Source organism: Ensifer sp. GW101-20A05 (assembly GCF_059424735.1).
In genome coordinates this window covers 42,678-63,725 of record NZ_JBWKZT010000022.1, presented here as the reverse complement: position 1 = coordinate 63,725, position 21,048 = coordinate 42,678, and the positions used below count along the sequence as shown (strand labels likewise).

20 protein-coding genes and 6 pseudogenes are annotated in these 21,048 nt (G+C 58.8%); 11 read left to right on the top strand and 15 right to left on the bottom strand.

The window, feature by feature from the left end; all coding sequences use genetic code 11:
* Nucleotides 1-6: 6 nt before the first annotated feature.
* Nucleotides 7-1,095: a glycoside hydrolase family 88/105 protein gene (locus AC070A_RS31725; RefSeq protein ID WP_057248448.1), complete on the top strand. Its 1,089-nt coding sequence runs from the start codon at nucleotides 7-9 to the stop codon at nucleotides 1,093-1,095.
* 204 nt (nucleotides 1,096-1,299) lie between these two features.
* Nucleotides 1,300-1,650: pseudogene (locus tag AC070A_RS31720) on the top strand (IS110 family transposase); the annotation flags it as partial.
* Between the two features lie 251 nt (nucleotides 1,651-1,901).
* On the opposite strand, the gene AC070A_RS31715 reads toward AC070A_RS31720, so the two are convergent.
* The 5 genes and pseudogenes from AC070A_RS31715 to AC070A_RS31695 all read right to left on the bottom strand — a co-directional run bounded on the left by AC070A_RS31715 (nucleotide 1,902) and on the right by AC070A_RS31695 (nucleotide 6,280).
* The gene (locus AC070A_RS31715) at nucleotides 1,902-2,906 is read right to left on the bottom strand and encodes an NADP-dependent oxidoreductase (RefSeq protein WP_113737997.1); all 1,005 of its coding nucleotides are present in this window, start codon (nucleotides 2,904-2,906) and stop codon (nucleotides 1,902-1,904) included.
* Nucleotides 2,907-2,937: 31 nt separating this feature from the next.
* Nucleotides 2,938-3,800, bottom strand: a pseudogene (locus AC070A_RS31710) (alpha/beta fold hydrolase).
* Nucleotides 3,801-3,864: 64 nt separating this feature from the next.
* On the bottom strand, nucleotides 3,865-4,152 hold the full coding sequence (locus AC070A_RS31705; protein WP_057248446.1) for an SDR family NAD(P)-dependent oxidoreductase: 288 nt from the start codon (nucleotides 4,150-4,152) through the stop codon (nucleotides 3,865-3,867).
* A gap of 189 nt (nucleotides 4,153-4,341) precedes the next feature.
* Nucleotides 4,342-5,436, bottom strand: coding sequence for an alkene reductase (locus tag AC070A_RS31700; protein WP_057248445.1), 1,095 nt, complete (start codon nucleotides 5,434-5,436; stop codon nucleotides 4,342-4,344).
* A 55-nt stretch (nucleotides 5,437-5,491) separates the two neighbouring features.
* On the bottom strand, nucleotides 5,492-6,280 hold the full coding sequence (locus tag AC070A_RS31695) for an SDR family NAD(P)-dependent oxidoreductase (protein WP_112997115.1): 789 nt from the start codon (nucleotides 6,278-6,280) through the stop codon (nucleotides 5,492-5,494).
* Between the two features lie 111 nt (nucleotides 6,281-6,391).
* Here AC070A_RS31695 and AC070A_RS31690 point away from each other — a divergent pair, with 111 nt between their 5' ends.
* Nucleotides 6,392-6,940, top strand: coding sequence for a TetR/AcrR family transcriptional regulator (locus AC070A_RS31690; protein WP_057248443.1), 549 nt, complete (start codon nucleotides 6,392-6,394; stop codon nucleotides 6,938-6,940).
* A 350-nt stretch (nucleotides 6,941-7,290) separates the two neighbouring features.
* On the opposite strand, the pseudogene AC070A_RS31685 reads toward AC070A_RS31690, so the two are convergent.
* The 4 genes and pseudogenes from AC070A_RS31685 to AC070A_RS31670 all read right to left on the bottom strand — a co-directional run.
* Nucleotides 7,291-7,401: pseudogene (locus tag AC070A_RS31685) on the bottom strand (IS30 family transposase); the annotation flags it as partial.
* Nucleotides 7,402-7,459: 58 nt separating this feature from the next.
* Entirely contained in the window at nucleotides 7,460-8,053 is a 594-nt protein-coding gene (locus AC070A_RS31680) for an OmpA family protein (protein WP_492383625.1), read from the bottom strand.
* Nucleotides 8,050-8,553, bottom strand: a complete 504-nt coding sequence (locus AC070A_RS31675) for a hypothetical protein (RefSeq protein WP_244495529.1) — start codon at nucleotides 8,551-8,553, stop codon at nucleotides 8,050-8,052. Before AC070A_RS31675 ends, AC070A_RS31680 begins: the two co-directional genes overlap by 4 nt.
* A 41-nt stretch (nucleotides 8,554-8,594) precedes the next feature.
* Nucleotides 8,595-9,257, bottom strand: a complete 663-nt coding sequence (locus AC070A_RS31670; protein WP_494773626.1) for a TetR/AcrR family transcriptional regulator — start codon at nucleotides 9,255-9,257, stop codon at nucleotides 8,595-8,597.
* Between the two features lie 145 nt (nucleotides 9,258-9,402).
* Between AC070A_RS31670 and AC070A_RS31665 the strand changes: the two are divergent.
* A pseudogene (locus AC070A_RS31665) lies at nucleotides 9,403-9,938 on the top strand (LysR family transcriptional regulator); the annotation flags it as partial.
* Nucleotides 9,939-9,995: 57 nt separating this feature from the next.
* Here the strand turns inward: AC070A_RS31665 and AC070A_RS31660 are convergent.
* The 3 genes and pseudogenes from AC070A_RS31660 to AC070A_RS31650 all read right to left on the bottom strand — a co-directional run bounded on the left by AC070A_RS31660 (nucleotide 9,996) and on the right by AC070A_RS31650 (nucleotide 12,246).
* Nucleotides 9,996-11,009: a methyltransferase gene (locus AC070A_RS31660; RefSeq protein ID WP_113737996.1), complete on the bottom strand. Its 1,014-nt coding sequence runs from the start codon at nucleotides 11,007-11,009 to the stop codon at nucleotides 9,996-9,998.
* Between the two features lie 153 nt (nucleotides 11,010-11,162).
* Nucleotides 11,163-11,453 carry a hypothetical protein gene (locus AC070A_RS31655; RefSeq protein WP_112997102.1) on the bottom strand — a complete coding sequence of 97 codons (291 nt, stop codon included), beginning with the start codon at nucleotides 11,451-11,453 and terminating at the stop codon, nucleotides 11,163-11,165.
* Nucleotides 11,454-11,756: 303 nt separating this feature from the next.
* Nucleotides 11,757-12,246, bottom strand: a pseudogene (locus AC070A_RS31650) (HIT family protein).
* A 35-nt stretch (nucleotides 12,247-12,281) separates the two neighbouring features.
* Here AC070A_RS31650 and AC070A_RS31645 point away from each other — a divergent pair.
* Nucleotides 12,282-12,452, top strand: a pseudogene (locus tag AC070A_RS31645) (Rrf2 family transcriptional regulator); the annotation flags it as partial.
* A gap of 24 nt (nucleotides 12,453-12,476) precedes the next feature.
* On the opposite strand, the gene AC070A_RS31640 reads toward AC070A_RS31645, so the two are convergent.
* Nucleotides 12,477-13,388 (bottom strand): LysR family transcriptional regulator, encoded by a 912-nt coding sequence (locus AC070A_RS31640; RefSeq protein WP_057248437.1) that lies wholly within the window; start codon nucleotides 13,386-13,388, stop codon nucleotides 12,477-12,479.
* A 137-nt stretch (nucleotides 13,389-13,525) separates the two neighbouring features.
* Between AC070A_RS31640 and AC070A_RS31635 the strand changes: the two genes are divergently transcribed.
* Both AC070A_RS31635 and AC070A_RS31630 read left to right on the top strand, forming a co-directional pair.
* A complete protein-coding gene (locus AC070A_RS31635; RefSeq protein ID WP_112997101.1) occupies nucleotides 13,526-13,855 on the top strand; it encodes a nuclear transport factor 2 family protein in 330 nt (109 codons plus the stop codon).
* Complete coding sequence (locus AC070A_RS31630; protein ID WP_057248435.1) at nucleotides 13,852-14,631, top strand: SDR family oxidoreductase; 780 nt, start codon at nucleotides 13,852-13,854, stop codon at nucleotides 14,629-14,631. The genes AC070A_RS31635 and AC070A_RS31630 overlap by 4 nt, the downstream gene beginning before the upstream one ends.
* Before the next feature lie 29 nt (nucleotides 14,632-14,660).
* On the opposite strand, the gene AC070A_RS31625 is transcribed toward AC070A_RS31630, so the two are convergent.
* Nucleotides 14,661-15,128: a MarR family transcriptional regulator gene (locus AC070A_RS31625; RefSeq protein ID WP_113133365.1), complete on the bottom strand. Its 468-nt coding sequence runs from the start codon at nucleotides 15,126-15,128 to the stop codon at nucleotides 14,661-14,663.
* Between the two features lie 144 nt (nucleotides 15,129-15,272).
* Between AC070A_RS31625 and AC070A_RS31620 the strand changes: the two genes are divergently transcribed.
* On the top strand, nucleotides 15,273-16,070 hold the full coding sequence (locus AC070A_RS31620; protein WP_112997099.1) for an alpha/beta fold hydrolase: 798 nt from the start codon (nucleotides 15,273-15,275) through the stop codon (nucleotides 16,068-16,070).
* Nucleotides 16,071-16,284: 214 nt separating this feature from the next.
* Nucleotides 16,285-17,895 carry a GMC family oxidoreductase gene (locus AC070A_RS31615; protein ID WP_162728189.1) on the top strand — a complete coding sequence of 537 codons (1,611 nt, stop codon included), beginning with the start codon at nucleotides 16,285-16,287 and terminating at the stop codon, nucleotides 17,893-17,895.
* Nucleotides 17,896-18,285: 390 nt separating this feature from the next.
* On the opposite strand, the gene AC070A_RS31610 is transcribed toward AC070A_RS31615, so the two are convergent.
* Nucleotides 18,286-19,185, bottom strand: coding sequence for a LysR family transcriptional regulator (locus AC070A_RS31610; RefSeq protein WP_112997112.1), 900 nt, complete (start codon nucleotides 19,183-19,185; stop codon nucleotides 18,286-18,288).
* Nucleotides 19,186-19,291: 106 nt separating this feature from the next.
* On the opposite strand from AC070A_RS31610, the gene AC070A_RS31605 reads away from it, so the two are divergent.
* Both AC070A_RS31605 and AC070A_RS31600 read left to right on the top strand, forming a co-directional pair.
* The gene (locus AC070A_RS31605; RefSeq protein ID WP_113133366.1) at nucleotides 19,292-20,032 is read left to right on the top strand and encodes an SDR family oxidoreductase; all 741 of its coding nucleotides are present in this window, start codon (nucleotides 19,292-19,294) and stop codon (nucleotides 20,030-20,032) included.
* 109 nt (nucleotides 20,033-20,141) lie between these two features.
* Nucleotides 20,142-21,041, top strand: a complete 900-nt coding sequence (locus AC070A_RS31600) for an SDR family oxidoreductase (RefSeq protein WP_057248428.1) — start codon at nucleotides 20,142-20,144, stop codon at nucleotides 21,039-21,041.
* Nucleotides 21,042-21,048: the final 7 nt, after the last annotated feature.

Here is a 21,048-nt window from a genome sequence, read left to right as displayed (position 1 = left end):
TATCCGATGGACCCGACCACCTATTTCGACCAGTTCGCGCAACGCTACATCCCGTACAAGGGCGGGAGCTGGTGCTACGAGGACGGCTGCATCTATCGCGGTCTTCGGCTGCTTTTCGAGGCGACAGGCGAGGGGCGCTGGAGCGAGCACCTGCACCGGCTCGTCGATCGCCAGGTCGGTTCTGACGGCACACTCCTCGGGTACGATCCTGCCGAGTACAATATCGACCACATTCTCGCTGGACGCGTCCTGTTCCCATTGGCCGCAGAAACAGGCGATCGTCGCTACAGGACAGCGGCGGACCAACTTGCAGGCCAACTTGAAACCCATCCGCGCATACTTGCGGGCAACTATTGGCACAAGCAGCGCTACCCTAACCAGGTTTGGCTCGACGGGCTCTATATGGGTCTCCCGTTTCAGATCGAATACGCACTTGCGACCGACAATCCGGCTCTGATTGCCGATGCGCTTCAGCAGTTCGCGACAGCACTTGCGCTCACCGCGACCGCCAAGGGCCTCTACGTGCACGGCTATGATGACAGCCGGAAGCAAAGTTGGGCCGACCCGATTACAGGCAGGTCGCCGGCGGTCTGGGCCCGGGCCGTCGGCTGGCTGGCAATGGCACTGGTTGATGCGCTGGCGCTTCTACCCAACGACAGGGCGACCGCAGCGCTACGTTTGAGGACCAGCCTGCTGCTTGACGAATTGATGGCACGCCAGACGCCGTCCGGCCTCTGGACGCAAGTCCTCGATGAGGCCGATCTGGCGGGCAATTATGAGGAAAGCTCTGCCTCTGCCATGTTTGCCTACGCATTGCTGCGGTCCGCCCGTTTAGGTCTTTCTCAGGCTGATCGAGCCATCTTGGCCGGCCAGCGCGCCCTCAATGCACTGATTTCGAGGCGCCTTGTCGTTGATAGCGAGGGTGTCACTCGACTAACAACAATTGTCGGTGTCGCTGGCCTCGGCGGCTTCGAAGGCAACTATCGTGACGGCTCGCCCGGCTACTACCTCTCGGAGCAAGTGGTGGCCGATGACGCCAAGGGCGTCGGACCTCTGATGATGGCCTTTGCCGAGAGTGCGAGGCGCTGTGGTTAAGCCGCACGCCAGGCGGCGAACTGCCCATGTCATCGGTTGCTCCGCCGGGGCCGCGCAGACGGCAATGTTCTTATTTTATCCTACCAGATGGTGTAACGGGCGAAACCTGGTCCGCCAGGTTTGAAGGACGGGTGGTCGTCCCTCACGATGATGGTGTCGCAGAGTCGGGAGTGGCCTGCTCCATAGCATCACGGAGAGACGACCATGAAAGAGTATGCCGGCATCGACGTATCCCTGGAATTCTCGAGCGTGTGCGTGGTGGATGCGGATGGCCGCATCGTGCGGGAAGCAAAGATCCTCAGCGAACCGGATGCGCTGATCGCCTGGTTTGGCACGCATGGCGTGGCGATGGAGCGCATTGGTCTGGAGGCCGGCCCGTTGTCGCAGTGGCTGCATGCCGGGATGGTGAAAGCAGGTCTTTCCGTCGAGCTGATCGAGACGCGTCACGTGCGTGCAGCCTTTAAGACGATGCCGGTCAAGACCGACAAGAAGGACGCCCGCGGCATTGCGCAGTTGATGCGGCTTGGCTGGTTCAGACCGGTCCATTGCAAATCTCGTAGGACTCTTTGAAATCAGGTACCTCCTGCCAAATCGCCTCGATAACCTCCATGGGATTCAGAAGGTGGTCATCCCAGACCAGTATGTTCACCTTTTGCCCATGTTCGTCGTATTTGATGAACTGAACCACTGGGGCAGTTGTCAACTGCGCTCGTAGAAACTTGTTGTCTCACACAAATATGCCGAGATTGGTGAGAAGAGGCCCCTGCGCCACAGCGAAATCCCATAACCGGCAGCAGGCCATAGACCTACCTCTTGAAGGTGACCACGACCTTTCCCTTGGCGCGTCCGAACTCGACATAGGCCAAGGCCTGCGCCGTTTGGGCAAAGGGAACCACCTTGTCCACGACCGAACGGATCACACCGGAGTCGATCAGCTTGGCGATCTGGGCCAACTGCTGTCCTTCTGCGCGCATGAACAGGAAGGAATACTCGACGCCTCGGCTTTTCGCCTTCTTCAGAACGCCCCGGCTCAGCATCCGCACTACAAAGCGCAGGAACAGGCTCAGCCCCAGAGATCTAGCAAAGGGAACATCCGGAGGGCCGGAGATTGAGATCATCTTTCCACCCGGTTTCAGCACGTTCAGCGACTTTGCCAGCGTCTTGGCATCCTGGCTGTTCAGCACCAGATCATAGCCGGACAGCACCTGTTCGAAATCCTGCGTCTTGTAGTCGATCACCACATCAGCGCCGAGGCTTTTGACCAGGTCAATATTCGCCGCACTGGTCGTGGTGGCCACAGTGGCGCCAAGATGCTTGGCAAGCTGGATGGCAAAGGTCCCAACCCCGCCGGAACCGGCCTGAATGAACACTTTCTGGCCGGGCTTGACCTTGCCCACCTCGACCAACGCCTGCCAGGCGGTCAGTCCGACCAGCGGGATCGATGCGGCTTGCTCCATGGAAAGGCTCGCAGGTTTCAGCGCCACGTCGGCGGCATCAACCGCAATGAACTCTGCAAATGTGCCAGCCCGGTGATCGCGCGGACGGGCGTAAACCTCATCCCCCGCTTTGAATTGCCGCACATTCACGCCGACGCTTACAACCGTTCCCGCCAGATCGTGGCCTAGAATGAAGGGCGGACGATACGGCAGGAACAGCTTGAATTCGCCGTCCCGCACCTTAGAATCCAGAAGGTTGACCGCGGTGGCCTGAATACGCACCAGAACATCGTCCGCGCCCATCCGGGGATCGGGCATGTCGGCCAGCCGCAACTCGCCCTTCTTCTTGTATTTGTCGACGACGAAGGCTTTCACGGGCTTTCTCCAGTGTGAAACTTTTGTCAGGTCAGGCAGCCAAAAAAGCCAAGGCTTTCGGTGCAAACTTAGCGTGGTATTGGAAGATCCCGCCGTGGCCAGCGTCTTCGTAGATCACCAGTTCAGCATCTGGAATGCGCCGGGCCATGTCGCGACGGTTGAATGTGGGCACCATGATGTCATTATCGCCATTGGCCACAAGAACAGGAATACGGGTCCGGCCCAGATCCTGCGGCGCCTGGCGGCCCCAGGCCTGAATAGCGGAAAGCTGGCGCAGGAAGGCACGGGGTGTCGGACCTTTGTCGCGATCCAGCTTGCGCTCTTTCAGACGCGCCAAAAAGTCATTGGCTGCGCGGCGACCATTGGGGGTCGAGGTGAAGAACAGATAGGTTTTCGGGTCGCGCAGCGTTAGCATGCCCTTGATGATCAGTGGCCAAGGCACTGCCCCCACCCTTGCAATTCCGGTTCCACCGGCCGGGCCAGTGCCGGTCAAGATCAGCTTGCGTACCAGACCGGGGCTTTCAGTGCGATATCCTGTGCGACGAAGCCGCCCAGCGAAAAGCCCATCAGATCAACCGTGCCAAATCCCAGCTTGCCGATCATGTCCATCGCGTCGCGGGCCATTTCATCTATGGTCACCGGAGCCGATCCGCTGGAAAGGCCGATCCCCCGATAGTCTACCGCGATCACGTGATGTGCGGCTGCCAGCGCGTCGACAATTCGCGGGTCGAAATTGTCCAGCACCGCTCCCCAGTGATTTAGCAACACCAGTGGGACCCCGCCGCGCGGACCAAGCTCCCGATAGGCAAATCGGATTTTCCCGACGGTGATGAAGCGGTTGGGGGCGTCGCTGTAGCGCTGTGCTGATGTCGTCGCTTTGGATGCGTTTATCATGGTGGTCCTGCCTTGCCCGCGAGCGAGCCGATGATTGGAGCTTGCGATCTTGCGGCTACGATTCTTACGGCGGCGCAGGCCAAGGTGCCGCGGCTCCGCTACCCCTCAGGCTGTCGATACGGCCAAGTTCTTGATGTGCCAGCGCCACAGCAGCCGAGACGGACGTCTCAGACGTCACATCACAAGCGATCATCCGGATGCCTTCGCGTATCTCGTCCGGCGCCGCCTTCCGGCTAGTGCCAATCATTCGGTAGCCTGCCCGGGCCAGCAATAAAGCGGCCGCCCTGCCAATGCCACTGGACGCCCCGGTCACAAACGCGGTCTTATGTCCTTTTGATTCAAACGTAGCCATAGCTTTTTCTCTATCTGGCTCGCGAAATCTTGCCGCAAGCCTTAAGGTTGTCGGAGCTTAATCATGATGGCCATCATGATATATTTTAGATGACGTACATCATCATTAAATCTCAAGCAGGATATCCGGGAGATGAAGCCAAAACCCCTGGTACGCTCGGGGTCGCACCGAAGTACGGCCCCAAGCCTTTCACTTTCCTGATGCCTCGGCGAAGCTGGGATAATCGGTATAGCCCGCCGCGCCACCGCCATAGAGCGTGGCCGGAATCATCTGCGCCAGCGGCGCGCCGCTTTGCAGACGTTCCACGAGATCCGGATTGGCGATGAACGGGCGTCCGAAGGCGAACAGATCCGCCTTGTCATTGGCAAGATGCGACGTCGCGAGTTCGAGGTCATATCCATTGTTGGCGATGTAAGTCTTGCTGAAGCGGCGGCGTAGCGAGCCAAAATCAAATGGTGCGACGTCGCGTGGTCCGCCGGTGGCGCCTTCGACGACGTGGATGTAAGCGATGTTAAGCGCGTCGAGTTGATCGACGATGTAGTCGAACTGAGCCTGGGGATCACTGCACGAAATGCCATTGGCGGGCGAGACCGGCGAGATCCGGATTCCTGTGCGCGCAGCGCCGATTTCCTCGACGACTGCAGCCGTGACTTCCAGCATGAGGCGGGCGCGGTTTTCTACGGAGCCGCCATATTTGTCTGTCCGAACATTCGAGCCGTCTTTGGCGAACTGGTCGAGTAGATAGCCATTAGCGCCGTGAACCTCGACACCATCGAAACCGGCCTTGATGGCGTTGGCTGCTGCCTGACGGAAATCGGTCACGATTCCAGCGAGTTCATCGAGCTCAAGGGCACGGGGTTGCGAAACGTCGACGAAGGCATTGTTGACGAAGGTCTTGGTGTCTGCCCGAAGTGCCGAGGGCGCGACCGGTTGAGCACCGTTGGGCTGAAGGTCGACGTGGCTGATGCGGCCGACATGCCAGAGCTGAAGAAGGATGTGCCCACCCTCCTCGTGTACGGCAGCAGTGACTTTGCGCCAACCGTCGATCTGCGCCTGGGTATAGACGCCGGGTGTGTCCTGGTAGCCCTGCCCCTGCTGCGAGATCTGGGTAGCCTCGGAAATGATCAGCCCGGCAGAAGCGCGCTGGCGGTAATACTCTGCGGTAATGTCCCCCGGCACAAAGCCCGGACCGGCGCGGTTGCGTGTCAGGGGCGCCATGACGATCCGATTGGAAAGGGTCATGGAGCCGAGAGCGTAGGGCTCGAAAAGCGTGTTGTTGGTCATGATCTACCTATGGTGTCACCGCTGCAGCGGTATTGATCAGTTGAATGCGTAGGATTCAGGTGCGCGTACGGTAACGTTCGGCAGGAAGTGCGTTGCCGAAATTGGCGAACATGGTCTTGCGCGCGGCTTCAAAGGCCTCCCACTGACCGGCTTCGTGAAGCGGCGGGATGGTCACCGGCTCGCGACGGTCGAAACCGACCAGCGCCGCATCGACCAGGTCGCCCACCTCCATGACATTGTTCATGGCGTTGACGTCGGCGCCGACGTGCTCCCAAATCTCGGTTCGGGTCGTGGCGGGAAGCACCGCCTGGACGTAAACGCCCTTCGGTCCAAGTTCGAGGCCGAGCCCCTGAGACAGGAATAGGGCGAAGGCCTTGGTCGCGCCGTAAACCGTCATCCCGAACTCCGGCGCCAAACCCACCACTGAACCGATATTGACGATCGCCCCCTCACCGGCATTGGCAAGCCGCGGGGCAATGGCGCCGGCAAGGCGAACAAGTGCCGTCGTATTGAGCGCAACGAGTCTGGTCGTGTCGTCGGTGCTCTGCTCGACGAAGGTTCCACCGATGGCCGTTCCGGCATTGTTGACGAGGATGCCGATGCGAGCATCGTCGCGCAGCCGTGTCTCGACCTTGGCCAGATCAGTGGTTTGCGTCAGGTCAGCCTGGAGGATGTCGACCGTCACACCGGTTTCCTGACGCAGACGGCTTGCCACCGCCTCCATTCGCGCTGCGTCGCGGGCGACCAGCACGAGGTCGTGCCCTCGCCGCGCAAACCGATCGGCATAGATTGCGCCAATGCCGGTCGAGGCGCCGGTAATGAGAACTGCAGGAATTTGGCTCATCGGATTGCTCTTTTCTGTAATCGAACCTATATTCATGATCACCATCATGATTGCCAATAAATATGATGGCCATCATGTAAATGTCAACGACGGCTTCGGAGAATTTTGAAAATGAAGGTCAGCCGAGAACAGATGGCGGAGAACCGACGCCGGATCCTGGACGTCGCCAGCCGGTTGTTTAAGGACAAGGGGTTCGATGCCGTGAGCGTAGCGGAAGTCATGAAGGCAGCCGGCCTGACCCATGGCGGCTTCTATGGCCATTTCAACTCGAAGGACGACCTTGTCGCGCAGACGCTTGCGCATTCCCTTGCTGCGGATAGCGCAGGAGACGGCGACTTCAGCGCCTTCGTCCGCTCCTATCTGGCACCTCGTCACCGTGACAATCCGGCCAATGGCTGCCCCACCGCAGGTCTGGCCGCAGCCATTCGCCACCAGACACCTGCAGCGCAGGCCGCCATGACAGAGGGTCTTCGCACGCAGATCGCCCGTATCGAGAAGGCACTGCCGGAGCGGGGTTCGGACGACAAGCGCCGCGCAGCGATCGGAAGCTGGGCAGCAATGGTGGGGGCAGTCATCCTCGCGCGGGCAATCGATGATCACGAGCTTTCCGACGAGATCCTGGAGCAGACGCGCGCCTGGATCGATACCCGTGTCAGCTAGATCGCGAGGAACAGAGTGTGCGGACCAAGAGCACCTAGCTCCGCCCAGTCAACGATTGGCTCTCTAGAGCCTTGAAAGAATCTGGACCGACGACCCGTCAAATCAATGTTTCGCTCTCTGACAGACCATCCTAGGCAAAGTGGGAACTTAACCTAGTGGAAACGATGGATTTTGGAGTAGCAGACCGTCTCCTTTCAGGAAGTGTGAGAACTCGACCCAACGGCGGAAATGGGGGCGCAATGCTGTTCACAGACTTAAGCGTGGACGTCGCCTTAGGGGCTTGTTGCTGTGATGTTCACGTATGGGAGATCCTAACTGAAGTGCAACATGCCGGTTTTCAGGGTAGGGGTTCAGCCTCCCTCTTGCAAATGTGCCCGAAACACTTCGGCCGGCGTTCTGTAGTTGAGGCACTTTCTCGGCTGGTCGTTGAGATGGCGAGCAAGCTGGATGAGGTTGCGTTGATCGCGGCGGATCCTACAAGTTTTCACCGCGACGTGGCCAGTGATGGTCGTCATGACATCATTTGATGTCCTGAAACACGAACTCGACGCGTCGGTTCAATGCGCGTCCTTCCGGATTGTCCAGCCCATCTCCATCCTCGTTGGGTGCAACGGGATGGTCGGCTCCCACGCCGGCGACCGCCAGCCTTGTCTTGCCGACACCGTGGGCCTCCAGCCACGCTGCTACCGCTTTGGCCCTACGCTCGGAGAGAACCTGGTTGTAGGCGACTGTCCCTTTGGAATCCGTATGCCCCTCGACTAAGGTTCTGCCGCCCGGCATGGAAGCGATGAGGCGCGCGATCTCCTGCAATGTCGGCTCGGCGGCGGGTCTTATATCTGTCGCGTCAAAATCGAATAGCACGTCACCCAACATCGAAACCCTGATGGCCTTGCCTTCCCGTCGTGCCGTCAGGCCGTTGCGGTTGGAGACGAGGCTATCGACTCTGGCCAACAGTGCTGAAACCGAGCCCTTTGTTTCGGACCCGAGGCCCTTCAAGCTCAGGACGGTCGCCTTGAGGCCTCTGACTTCACGCTGGTAATTCGACGCATGAGCGTTCACGTGTCCGACCGACACAATGATCGCAAGGCCGACTATTGTCACAAACCTGCTCATTGCTGTTTGTCCGCAATAGGAATTGCATCGATCGTCTCTACACCGCGAATAGTCAAAGATACTTCCGTAATGTCTTTCGGCGGCGCAGGAAACCGTCCGTACCAGGTCCCGGACACCGGGGAATCCTTTGTGTTTCGAATGGAAAGCTGCGGGCTTGCCAGCGGTGTATCCTGGCTATCTCTCAGTAGGAGATATTTCTTGTCACCCGCAAGGACATAGAAGTTGTTCTCATAGTCTTGATCGGAAATTTGGGCGTAGATAGATTCCATCTTATCCGGCACGATCGGGGCAAAACGAATCTTGATCGTAAGGATATCACCGTCGCGAATAGCGTCGGTGACTTGCGCTTCCGCAGCACCGCTATCGGTTATCCCGGTTGCCAATGGCGGTTTGGATGTAGCTAATGCCTGCGATTGAGCTGTGTTGACGGCGCCAACCCCACCGATCGCCAAAGCGAAGCAAGTGACGGCGATACGCAAACCGGATTTATTTAAACGCATGCGCAATTCCCTCCTTTCAGAAATCATGGGTGTGAATGAGGCTATGGATGGATCATGATCGGGCTTACGGAGACGGTTCCTTCCCGGTCACACATCTCTGCTTCCAGAACGGAAAAAAGCATTTCTTTTTGCCGTTCTAGGAACTGAGCATCTGGCGCGATTACGTTGTAAAATACACTTCCGCGCAGGGTGGAAAGCGTGAAATGCATGAGGTCGGAGCGCCTGCGTTTATCTGGAATCAGAGCCTTGAAGACCGTGCTCCAAAGCCTCTCGAGGGTCGCCTGCGACTGGATCCTGTGCTGCATGAGTAATGCATGGAGATGCACGTCCGCGCGCGTTCCCATCACAATTTCCCATATCGCCATATAGCGACGACCGGCATAAATGTCGCGCAGCAACTCAATGAAAGTCTTCCAATCAGACTCGGCGTTGTTGTCATTCGCGAATATCTCGAGCTGCGCGCGGACTGCCTCGAACTGATAATCGACGAGTGCAAGAATGAGGTCTTCCCGAGACGGAAAATGATGTTGTAGTGCACCAGAAGTCAGACCGGCTCTGCGTGCGATCTCGCCGGTTGTCGTGCGTGCATAGCCAAGCTCGATCAGCGCCGACATCATCCCCTCGAGCAGATCCGCCCTGGTTTTCTCGCGCCGCTCTTGCTGTGTTCTGCCTTGGGCGCGCACCGGCTTTGGGGCCACTTGCATGTCCGTCTCCTCTCCATATGCAACATAAAACATCATATCAATGATGTTTTATGTTGCAACCATTTTCGGCCGCCACAAGGTGGCGGCTTGATCGTGGAGGCAACAAGGCAGGTTTTCGAACGGGCACAGCCATCAGCCCTCCGGAGTGCCGCAGGAGAACTTCAACGATCTGGTCGCTTTCGTAGCGGTCGCGCGCGAGGAAAGCTTTACGCGGGCGGCAGTGAAGCTCGGAGTTTCGCAGTCCGCGCTCAGCCAGACAGTCCGGGGGCTTGAGGAACGCGCTTGGCCTGCGTCTGCTGACGCGAACGACGCGCCGCGTATCGCCGACGGTTGCGGGCGAACGTCTTCTCCAGACGGCGGGTCCGCGCTTTGAGGAAATCCAGGCGGAGCTTGCGGCGCTCAGCGAGATGCGTGACAATCGCGGTCAAGATCGGACGCGAGATGCGCATGGCTGTCGTCGACGCTCCGTCCTCTTTCCGCCAGCACCCTTGGCCGGAAGTCCCGGAGAACCTCACGGCCCACAACTGCATCCAGATCCGCATGCCGACCTACGGCAATATCCTGGCGTGGGAATTCGAAAAGGATGGGGTCGAGGGGAAGATGGTGTTCAACAACATCGCAATGCGTCTCGATGCGGTGAGACGCGGTCTCGGTCTTGCGCACATGCCCGATGACCTTGTGGCGATTGCGGTGTCAGCGCAAGGCAACCGATCTTGCGCCCCGGGTCTCGTTCTCCGCTCAGTCGGGCTTGAAGCCGATCACCATCGAGTCCGGCCCCAGCAACGGCTCGACGCGTGTGGACACGAAACCGGCGTCGCGCATCCAGGCCTGGCAGTCGGCGCCAGTGTAGTCGAAACCTCCACGGGTCTCGATCAGCATGTTCAGGCTCATCAGCAGGCCGAAGGCGTTGCTGCGGCGCTCGTCGTCGATGACAGCGTCGTAGACGATGACGGCCCCGCCTTTGGGCAGCGCGGCGAAGGCCTTTTCCAGCAGCATCCTCTTTTCGGCTAGATCCCAGTCATGCAGGATATGCCCCATCACGATCACATCCGCATTCGGCATCGGGCCGTCGAAGAAGTTGCCGCTTTGGAAGCGGACGCGGTCAGCGAGGCCCTGCCGGGCGATGAACTCGTCGAATATCGGCTGCACGGCGGGCAGGTCGAAGCCGATAGCCTGGAGATGCGGATGGGCTCGCGCAATCACCACCGGCACCATGCCCTGCGCCGCGCCCACATCGGCGAAGGTCGTATATTTCGACCAGTCGAACCTGGCGGCGATCGCCTGCGCCGCACCTGCGCTGATCCCGCTCATCGCTTCGAGGAACCCGCGCAGCCGTGCCGGCTCCGCATAGATCGCGGCGAAGAAGTCCTCGCTGTGCTTGGCTTCGTTCTGCGGCTCTCCGGAGTGCAGGGCTTCGGTCAGCGAGCCCCAGAAACCGTAGAGCCGGGCATTGGCCATTTCGAGGATGCCGCCGATATAGGACGGCTTCCCCTTGTCGAGGAAGAGGTCGGTATCCGGGGCATTGCGATAGCGGCCATCCTCGCGTTCGAGCAGCTTCAGGGCCACCAGGGTGTCGAGGAAGTCGCGGGCCGAGCGGGGATGCAGTTTCAGCCTGGCCTGCAGGTCCGGCAGGTCGGCCGGTCCGGCTGCGAGCTCGGTGAAGACGCCGAGCTCGACGGCGCTGAGCAAGGCTTTGGAGGCCCAAAACCCCATACCGAGCTGCATGATGTTGTCCGGCGTCGTTGCGCCCATCGCTCGTCTCCTCGTGGATCGGGTCGTCGAACTGCGCCTGGGATTGGTGCGGAAACCGAAGCGGTCCGGCGGCGCTGCGAAGCCGAGGACGTTCCGTCTCGTCGAGGACACCCTGCCAGGAAAATAGAGCGTTTCGCGATGGGCTGCAATTAATCAAGAATCACTAGCTAAGCCCACCCGAAAAGCGAGGTGAGTGATCTCAGGTGGTAGGCGGAATTGCTCGCGCAGTGTTGTGCTGATGATTTCCTCGGTCCCGCCCGCAAGCCGCTTGCGCCGGGTTTCGGTGGTGCGGGGCAGTAACGTCGTGATCGTCCACTCGACGCGATACCGGCCGAGCAGATTGTAAACCTGGCGGGTGGACAGGCGCAGCTCGGCCGCCGCTCGAGCAACGGCAGGCTGTCGTGGACCGAAGTGGTCGAGGATCTTGTCCAGCTCGCGCGCCATGCGTCGCGCCGTCGACCATTGCTCATCCGAAATCGCTCGAGCAGCCGGTGAGGTTCGATTGTGCAATCGCTTTGGCAAAGTAGGCGTTTCGCTGAAATCGTTAGCGGAAAATTAGGTCGCGTCTATCGGCTAAAGCTTACTAGCATATGACATTTTGCCGTTTGAAGTGACGAAGTAAAACCCACATTTGGCGGCAGTGCCGATTTTGTATCCGACCACATGGCAATGTGGCTCCGATCGGAGGCAGCACGGGGTCGGTTTCGGTAGGGGGCGAAATGAAATTGGTCGAGCGTTGGATGACTGCTAGGAAAATTGGATTGTCCGACGCAAGAGCTCAGTAGCTTCGGCAACAGAGGGCCCCTTGATCGGCGGGGGAGCAGCTCGTTCGCAGAACTCGCGCCAGACGAATAGCGTCAGTTCCGTTCCGTCAGTAGGGGTCTCTCCCGGCCCTTCCGCGAAAGTTTCTAGTAGCCGGTATCGGTCATCCTTCCAGAATAGCTCCTCAACCCACCCGTATATTGGGATGACATGGAAATGGATGGGGTACTCCGGCGCATGCCCGTAGCGGCCGATGTAAACCCGTTAATACACGCTTCAATGCATCTTGGACCTTTGCGAACAGCAAGCCAAGTGAGCATAACGCTTCGCTGGGGAGGTCGCTCAGGTCGTTGGTGAAAGTCTTCGAACTTATCATAAGGTAGCCGGGGAGCGACGAATTGATACGGTGGTTCACAGACCAACCTGTTGTCTCGCCAATGTGATACTGCTCTGGGACGTCGCGATTTTCAGGCATGCCTTTAGCCTGTCCGTCTTGCGAACGACACCCCGATGAGGCTCACCAAATATACCGACTACGCAATGCGATTGATGATCTATTTGGGATCACGGCCATCGGGGCTTAGCTCGATCCGGGAGATATCGGACACGTTCTCTGTCTCGCAAAACCATATGATGAAGGTTGTTCAGGACCTTGCGAACGCTGAGTTCCTGGAGTCCGTGCGCGGTCGTCGACGAGACGTTGATTTATGCACCGGGCGATTGCCCATTCGCAAATTCGCGCGCAGCCTGAATGAACGCACTAAAGGCGGCCGGCGGGTTCTTTCTGCCAGGGTAATACAGCGCGAGCGGTGCCAAGGAAGGGGTCCAATCCTCGAGAACGCGCACCAGTCGACCGGCCGCAATGTCATCGCGCACATCCGCCTCCATGACGTATCCGAGCCCAACTCCATTTTGAGCCGCTATCCTGACAAGGCTTGACTCGTCGAGGGTTATTGAGCCCTGCACATCGATCTGGACAGCGTTCCCGTCCTTTTCAAATTTCCACCGAAACAAGGCGTTGTTGGGCAGACGCGCACGGATGCAGCGAAACCGATATAGGTCGGTTGGTACGGTTGGACTGCCATGAGTGCGCAGGAAGTCTGGTGATGCGACAACGGCATTACTGCGCTTCAAACCAAGCGAGACGGCGATCATGTCGCTCGGCACCAGATCGGCTGGCCTCAGGCCTAGGTCGAAGCCCGCCGCAACGATGTCGACGATCCGTCCCTCCGTGACCAGATCGATATGCACCTGAGGATAGCGCTGCATGAACGACAAGATGAGCGGTTCGATCACCTCCCGGGCTGCTGTCGCGAAGGCATTGATGCGCAATGTGCCTGTCGGAGTTTCCTGAAGCGATTGGACCGTAAGCATAGCATCGTGGATGTCCGTGATCGCCGGCCCAACCCGCTCGACAAAGGTCCTCCCCGCATCGGTGAGCGAAACACTTCGCGTCGTACGGTTGAACAGGCGAACGCCCAGGCGCTGCTCAAGCTTTGCGATGGCATTGCTAAGTGCTGTCGTGGACATGCCAAGCTCGAGCGCGGCTGCCCGAAACGACCCGAGGCGAGCAATGCTTAAAACGGCGTCCAGGTCGGCGAGTACAGATCGCGTCATTATCCCTCTTTTCGTAATTCCTCATCCTTCTTTATCCTAGTTATCGTGTCAACCATCTTGCCCTAGGTTGTCCTTGTCGACCTCCAAAGGGGGCGAGGCCCCTAGCCGGCAAGGCTGGAAATTGATGGAGGACCAAAATGACAATCAAACTACCCAAGGGCATCGAAGCCTATTTCGACGCCGACCGGGACGGCAGCCCCGACGCTATTGCTGCCACCTTCACCGAAAACGGCATCGTGAAGGATAAGGGCAAGACCCACAGGGGCCGTGATGCCATTCGCAAGTGGATGGCAGAGGCTTCGCAGGAATACAGCTACACGGTAGCGCCCTTCTTCATCGCCACTGAAAACGGGAAAACCCAGGTGACGGCCCATGCGGTCGGCACGTTCCCAGGCAGCCCGATCGATCTGCGCTTCTTCTTCGTCCTCGTGGGCGACAAGGTCGCCGAACTGGAGATCACCGTATGACCCCGTTCCTCACCTTGCAGGGGCGTCGCGCCCTGATCACCGGCGGCACTTCGGGCGCCGGAGCCGCAACCGTGGCCCTCTTCAAGGAGCTTGGCGCCCGTGTGCTGACCACCGCACGCACCAAGCCGGCAGATTTCTCCGGTGCGGCATTCGTTGAAGCCGACCTGACCACCACGACGGGGGTACAAACCGTCGTTGACGCGGTGCATCGGGAGCTCGGCGGCCTCGATATTCTTGTGAACGTACTGGGCGGCTCGTCAGCTCCATCAGGCGGCTTTGCTGCGCTCATCGACGAGGAATGGGACAAGGAGTTCAACCTCAACTTCTTTCCGGCGGTCAGGCTCGATCGTGCTCTGATCCCTGGCATGGTCGCTCAGGGAAGTGGTGTCGTCATCCACGTCACCTCGATCCAGAGAAATCTTCCGCTACCGGAGGCGACGACCGGCTACGCTTCAGCCAAGGCGGCCCTCAACACCTACAGCAAGAGCATCTCCAAAGAGGTCTCTCCGAAGGGAGTACGGGTGGTGCGGGTTTCTCCCGGCTGGATCGCAAGCCCGGGGTCCAATGGTCTGGCCCTGCGCATAGCTGAGCAAGCCGGTATCAGCTACGATGACGCGGTGCAGGTCATCATGAACTCGCTCGGCGGCATACCGCTGGGACGACCGGCCGCGCCGGAGGAGGTCGCTGATCTGATCGCGTTCCTTGCCTCGGATCGAGCAACGTCGATTACGGGAACAGAGCATGTGATCGACGGTGGGACTGTTCCGACCGCTTGAGCATCTAGGCCCTCTACCGCCATTGCAGGTCAGGCGGGTGCGTCCCACCCGCCGATCTGGGAGTAAATCGCGTCACGAAGATACCGCACGTCGCGGTTCAAGGCAGCGAGTTGCGGTGGTGTTTGGGTCGAGGCTGCAAGCAGGGTATCGCTGAGGCAGCCTGCCCTGTGCTGCAAGGCACGACCCTGGTCTGTCAGCCCAACCAGTACCTGCCGTTCGTTGTTCAGGTTGCGTGTCCGACTTAAGTGTCCGGCTGTTTCAAGACGCTTTAAAAGCGGGGTGAGCGTGCTGGATTCCAGAGCAAGTCGGTCGGCAATTGAAACTACGGTCAGCTCGTCTTGAGCCCAGAGGACGTTCAGGACGAGATATTGGGGATATGTCAGCCCAAGTTCGTCGAGAAAGGGCTTGTATGCGCGCTGAATAGCAATGCCGGCGGTGTAGATCGCATAGCAAAGTTGGTCGGGCAGAGGCGGGGGATCGTTATAGCGTTGGGTCATTTTGAACTCCTGTACTCATTCATATAATCGAAAATATCACGAAAACCAATATCGCGATAAGAATCATGTTGACGCGCATCTCAAGATATGAAAGCTGAGAGATATCGCGATAACAATTATCGCATACGGCCAAAGGAGAGATCAATGACACGCAAGTCCATCACCACCGTTTCCGCAATCGCAGCTGCAGCCTCAATGTCGGTTGCGCTACCAGCGGCGAATGCCGCCGACACCATTCCCAAAGATCAATCCGTAAGAAACGTCGTTCTGGTTCACGGCGCGTTTGCGGACGGTTCCGGCTGGAAGGGCGTTTACGACAATCTGACGAAACGCGGTTATCGCGTCACCATCGTGCAAAACCCTCTGACGTCGCTTGCAGACGATGTTGCCGCCACCAGACGTGCGCTTGAGCGGCAAGATGGTCCTGTCATTCTCGTCGGACATTCCTGGGGCGGAACCGTCATCACGGAAGCTGGCATCTATCCGAAGGTTGCGGGCCTCGTCTATGTCTCCGCTCTCTCCCCAGATGTCGGCGAGACAACGGCTCAGCAATACGAAGGATTCGCTCCAGCAGCGGAGTTCGTCATCGAGACGACAAAGGATGGTTTCGGCTATGTCAGCCCGGCAAAGTTTAAGGCTGGGTTCGCTCATGATGTAAGCGATGCCGATGTTGCGTTCATGAGGGACGCACAGGTCCCGATCAACATGTCGGCGTTCGCCACGAAGCTCGAGAATGCAGCTTGGCGCACTAAGCCCAGCTGGGCTGTTATTGCCACCGAGGACAAGGCCTTCGATCAGGCCATGCTGATCCACATGGCTGAGCGCATCAATGCCAAAATCACCAAGGTGTCGGCAAGCCACGCGCTGTTCATGACGCAGCCGGCGGTCATCGCCGATACCATCGATCAGGCCGCCAAGACCGCGTCGGCAAAAAAGCAATGATCGCCTTTGCGTCATCGGGACAGTCCGTACGGTCCCGATGACGCTAAGCAGGGCCTACCGAACACGCGTCCCAGCGACAAAGCGAGAAACCTAGTAGGACGCCAGATCTTGACCGAGATTTAAAGCATCCCTCCCCGGCCGGCGTCTCAGCACTTGGTAAATTCTAATTAAATCCATTCACGGAGATAACCACGTGAAACTGCACCCCCATGACATGCCCTTACCGGCAAATCCGTCCTTTCCACAGAAACCGGCCGGTGACGTCTTCGACTTCATCGTCTGTGGTGCTGGGTCCAGCGGCTCGGTTGTCGCAGCGCGACTGGCAGAGGATGGAAACGCGAGCGTTCTGCTGCTAGAGGCCGGCGGAAATGATGTACCCGAGACCGTTACGAACCCTGCGCAGTGGCCGCTCAACCTCGGATCAAGCCGGGACTGGGGCTTTGTCGGACAACCGGCACCTGATCTCGATGGCCGACGACTTCCTCTCAGCATGGGCAAAGGACTTGGCGGCGGTTCGAGCATCAACGTCATGGTGTGGGCGAGGGGACATAAGGAAGATTGGAATCACTTCGCCGCAGAGGCAAGTGATGATGCGTGGGGGTATGAGTCGATCCTCCGCTACTATCGTCGGATAGAAAACTGGCAAGGCACTCCCGACCCGACGCGTCGCGGAGCAGGTGGGCCAGCATATGTGTCGCAGCCTCGGTCTCCACAGCCAGTGGCGGAGGCCCTATTAAACGCGGCGTCAGCCATGGGCGTTCCGGTCTTCGATTCAACGAACGGCGAGATGATGGAAGCCCCCGGAGGCGCATCGATCGCTGAACTCCGCATCCGGGATGGCAAGCGGGAAACCGTGTTTGAATCCTATGTTCGTCCGCTGCTGTCGCGCCCGAACCTGACGGTGATAACCGAAGCGCTTGTTACGCGTCTTGTCTTCGATGGTCAGCGGGTAAGAGGGGTGGAAGCTCTGGTAGATGGTCGGCCGCGTAAGTTCATGGCGCATTGCGAAACGGTGCTGTCACTGGGGGCGATCAACACACCAAAGGTCCTTATGCAGTCCGGTATCGGCCCGGAAGACGAGCTGCAATCTCATGGGATCCCCGTCGTGCAACACTTGCCAGGCGTTGGTCGCAATCATCAGGATCATCTGGCATTCGGCTGCACCTGGGCCTACCGGAAACCGGAAGCAATCGGCGGTAGTGGCTGCGAGGCGAACATCTACTGGAAAAGCGACGCGCGTCTGTCCCAGCCAGACATCCTCCAGTGCCAATTAGAGTTTGCGGTTCCTTCGCCGCCAGACACAGGCCTCGAAACCCCAGAGCACGGCTGGACGATGTTCAACGGTCTTGCACAGCCTAAAAGCCGCGGTCGGCTGCGGCTCTCTGGTCCCGATGTAAACGATCCCGTCCTGATCGAACCGAACTCACTTAGTGAGCCGGAAGACATGGTAGCCGCGTTGGCCGCAGTGGAATTATGCCGCGAACTCGGAAATAGCGATGGCTTCCAACCGTTGGTGAGTCGCGAAACCGCTCCAGGTCCGCGCGACAGATCAGGCATGATCGATTTTATCCGGCGCTCGGCCGTTACCTATTGGCATCAATCTTGCACCGCCAAGATGGGACGCGACACCATGTCGGTGGTCGATAATGAGCTCAAGGTCTATGGTATCGATGGCCTGCGCATCGCGGACTCATCGATCATGCCGCGGATCACTACCGGCAACACGATGGCGCCGTGCGTTGTCATCGGAGAGCGCGCGGCGGATTTAATCCGAGCGGCACATGGTTTGACCATTCACAGCAAACCCGTCGCTCAGTCCGTCTGATTTCAATAAAGAGGAGCTCGGCGCTTCGCTACGCGGATCGCCGAGTTTCACAGTATCAGCCTATAGTTTCGGCTCGCAAACGCTCCCCATTCCCGCTTTATTCACGCGCAGTGAACAGGTCGACGGTTCATATCCTTTCAAGGCGTAGGATAGAGACATCCGGACCGGGCGGCATGTTGCCGGCTTCGCGTTGTAGGAGCGGATGCTGGCCAGTATGATCCGAGCGTCTCAATTGGAGCCGTGAGCGGACCGTCCGCTGCCAGGCCACCACCACGAAAAGCGGACATCAGCGTTCTTACCGCCAGGGTCCGGGTTGGGGCACACAGCAGACCGTCTGGTTGTGGTCCGATTACACTCGATCCTTCAACCTGACAGGGCGTGCGGGGCCGACTATTCCTGGAGCCGTGCTTCACGGAAGACGCCGGCTAACCAGTCAATAAACACTCGGACCCGCGGAGACAATTGCCTGTTGCGGGGGTAGTAAAGTGACACTGGCGTAGGTGTGGGTGGAATGTTCGGTAGGACGTGGACCAATGAGCCAGTGTCGAGTTCCATCTGGGCGTGATAGAGCGGAATTTGTATCAGTCCGAGACCCTGTCTGGCTGCGGCAATGAAGCTTTCCGCGGCATTGACCGAAACGATCGTCGGAAGCTGACGATAGATGACTTTGCCGTTCACTGAAAACTCCAAAGGGATCAGTGTGCCGGTCGCTGATGACCGAAACCCAACCATGACATGCCCATCAAGCGCATCGGCGCTTTGCGGCGTACCATATCGCTTCAGATAGTCGGGCGAGGCGCATGTTACCTCTTCCAGCACGGCGACACGTCGTCCGATCATATCTCCGCCCTGTGGCTCACCAACACGCAGAACACAGTCGATGCCTTCGCGAACGAGATCCACAAACCGATCGCCTTCAGTCATGTAAAGTTCGATATCCGGATATGACTTAAAGAAAGAGGGAAGGTTCGGCATGACGAAGTGCCGCGCAAGCGTCCCATGGACATCAACGCGGAGAAGCCCTTTCGGGACCGCTCCTGCAAATGCTCCTTCCGCATCCTCGATGTCATCAAGGATTGAGATGCAGCGCTGGTAATAGGCTTCACCGTCGAGCGTTGAGCTGACATGCCGGGTTGTTCGTTGCAGAAGGCGCACCCCAAGGCGCGCCTCCAATTGTTTGACGGCATCCGTGACGGTGGAGCGTGGAAGCCCAAGATCCTCTGAGGCCGCAGTAAAGCTTTTGCGCTCCACCACACGGCTGAAAATTCGCATCGCATCCAGCCTGTCCATTGTTCGCTGTCCCCGCATAGTATTGGCGGATAATGCATGATTATCCGCAGAACGGATAGTGACATCTTCCTCCTTGTCAAAAGCGCTGAGCGCAAAGGAGAACAAAATGTCCATCACCACGAACCAGGTCGCCATCGTTACCGGCGCATCCCGCGGAATCGGCGCAGCAATTGCTGAGCGCCTTGCAGCCGACGGATTCACGGTTGTCGTCAACTATTCGGGCAGTGCAGCGCCTGCTGAGGATCTCGTCCGCAAGATTGAAGCCAAGGGTGGCAAGGCAATCAGCGCCCAGGCTGATGTGTCCGACGCGATTGCAGTGGCTCGCATGTTCGACTCGGCGGAAGCCGCGTTCGGCCACATCGATGTACTCGTCAACAACGCCGGGATCCTGAAGACACTGCCCCTTGCTGAAACCAGCGACGAAGATTTCGACCGCCACTTCGCCATCAACGCCAAGGGCACGTTCAACACGATGCGGGAAGCTGCAAAACGCCTCCAGAGCGGCGGCCGCATTGTCAACTTCTCTTCGACGACGCTGGCTCTGAACATGCCGGGCTACGCGGTTTACAACGGCACCAAGGCCGCCGTTGAGGCCTTCACCCACGTCTTCGCCAAAGAACTGCGTGGCCGCAACATCACGGTCAATGCTGTGGCTCCCGGCCCCATCGCGACCGAGCTGTTCCTGAACGGCAAGTCCGATCAGCTGATCGCCCAGTTTGCGAAAATGCCGCCGCTCGAACGCCTCGGCCAACCGGACGACATTGCCAACGTCGTATCTTTCCTCGCCGGCCCTGACGCTGGCTGGGTTAACGGCCAGATCGTTCGCGCCAATGGCGGCGTAGCCTGACCTCGGTCGGTTCCCCAGATTTCAATCATTGAGCCGGGCGGGTTTGAACACTCGCCCCTCCTTACCGCCCAACATTCCCCCAATCTGACAGATACGAAGGATAGTTCCCATGACTAAGCAAGTTATCGTCATCACCGGTGCCTCCAGCGGTTTCGGTGCCCTCACGGCCCGCGCGCTCGCCAAGGCCGGCCACACTGTCTACGCCGGGATGCGCGCTACCACCGGACGAAACGCCAAGGCCGTTGCCGACGCGGCGGCCTTCGCCAAAGACAACGGCGTCGACCTTCGCTCCGTGGAACTGGACGTCGGCTCCGACGCATCGGTAGAAGCAGGAATTGCCACGATCATCGCAGATGCCGGTCGCCTCGATGTCGTTATGCATAACGCCGGTCATATGTCCTTCGGGCCGGCAGAAGCGTTCACGCCGGAGCAGTTCGCCGAACTCTTCGACATCAACGTTCTGTCCACACAGCGCGTGAACCGCGCCGCACTTCCTCACATGCGCCGCCAAGGCAAGGGTCTGGTCGTTTGGGTCTCCTCTTCGAGCACTCGCGGCGGTACTCCACCGTACTTGTCTCCCTATTTTGCAGCGAAGGCGGCTATGGATTCGCTTGCTGTATCTTACGCAGCCGAGTTGACCCGTTGGGGGATTGAGACATCCATCATCGTTCCGGGTGCGTTTACCAAGGGCACCAATCACTTTGCTCATTCCGGCTCGCCGGCCGACACAGTGCGTGCAGCTGAATACAACGAAGGCCCTTACAAAGGCGTTCCGGAACAGGCTTTGCAAGGTCTTGCAGCGCTTGAGCCCGCCGATGCGGATGCCGGATCGGTGGCTGTCGCAATCGTCGACGTGATCGACATGCCATTCGGCAAGCGGCCCTTCCGTGTTCACGTCGATCCCTCACAGGATGGTGCTGAGATCGTCAATGGCGTTGCCGATCGCGTGCGGGCGGAAATGTTCCGCAACATCGGCCTGCAGGACCTGTTGAAGCCGGCCAATCTGTAAACATCGC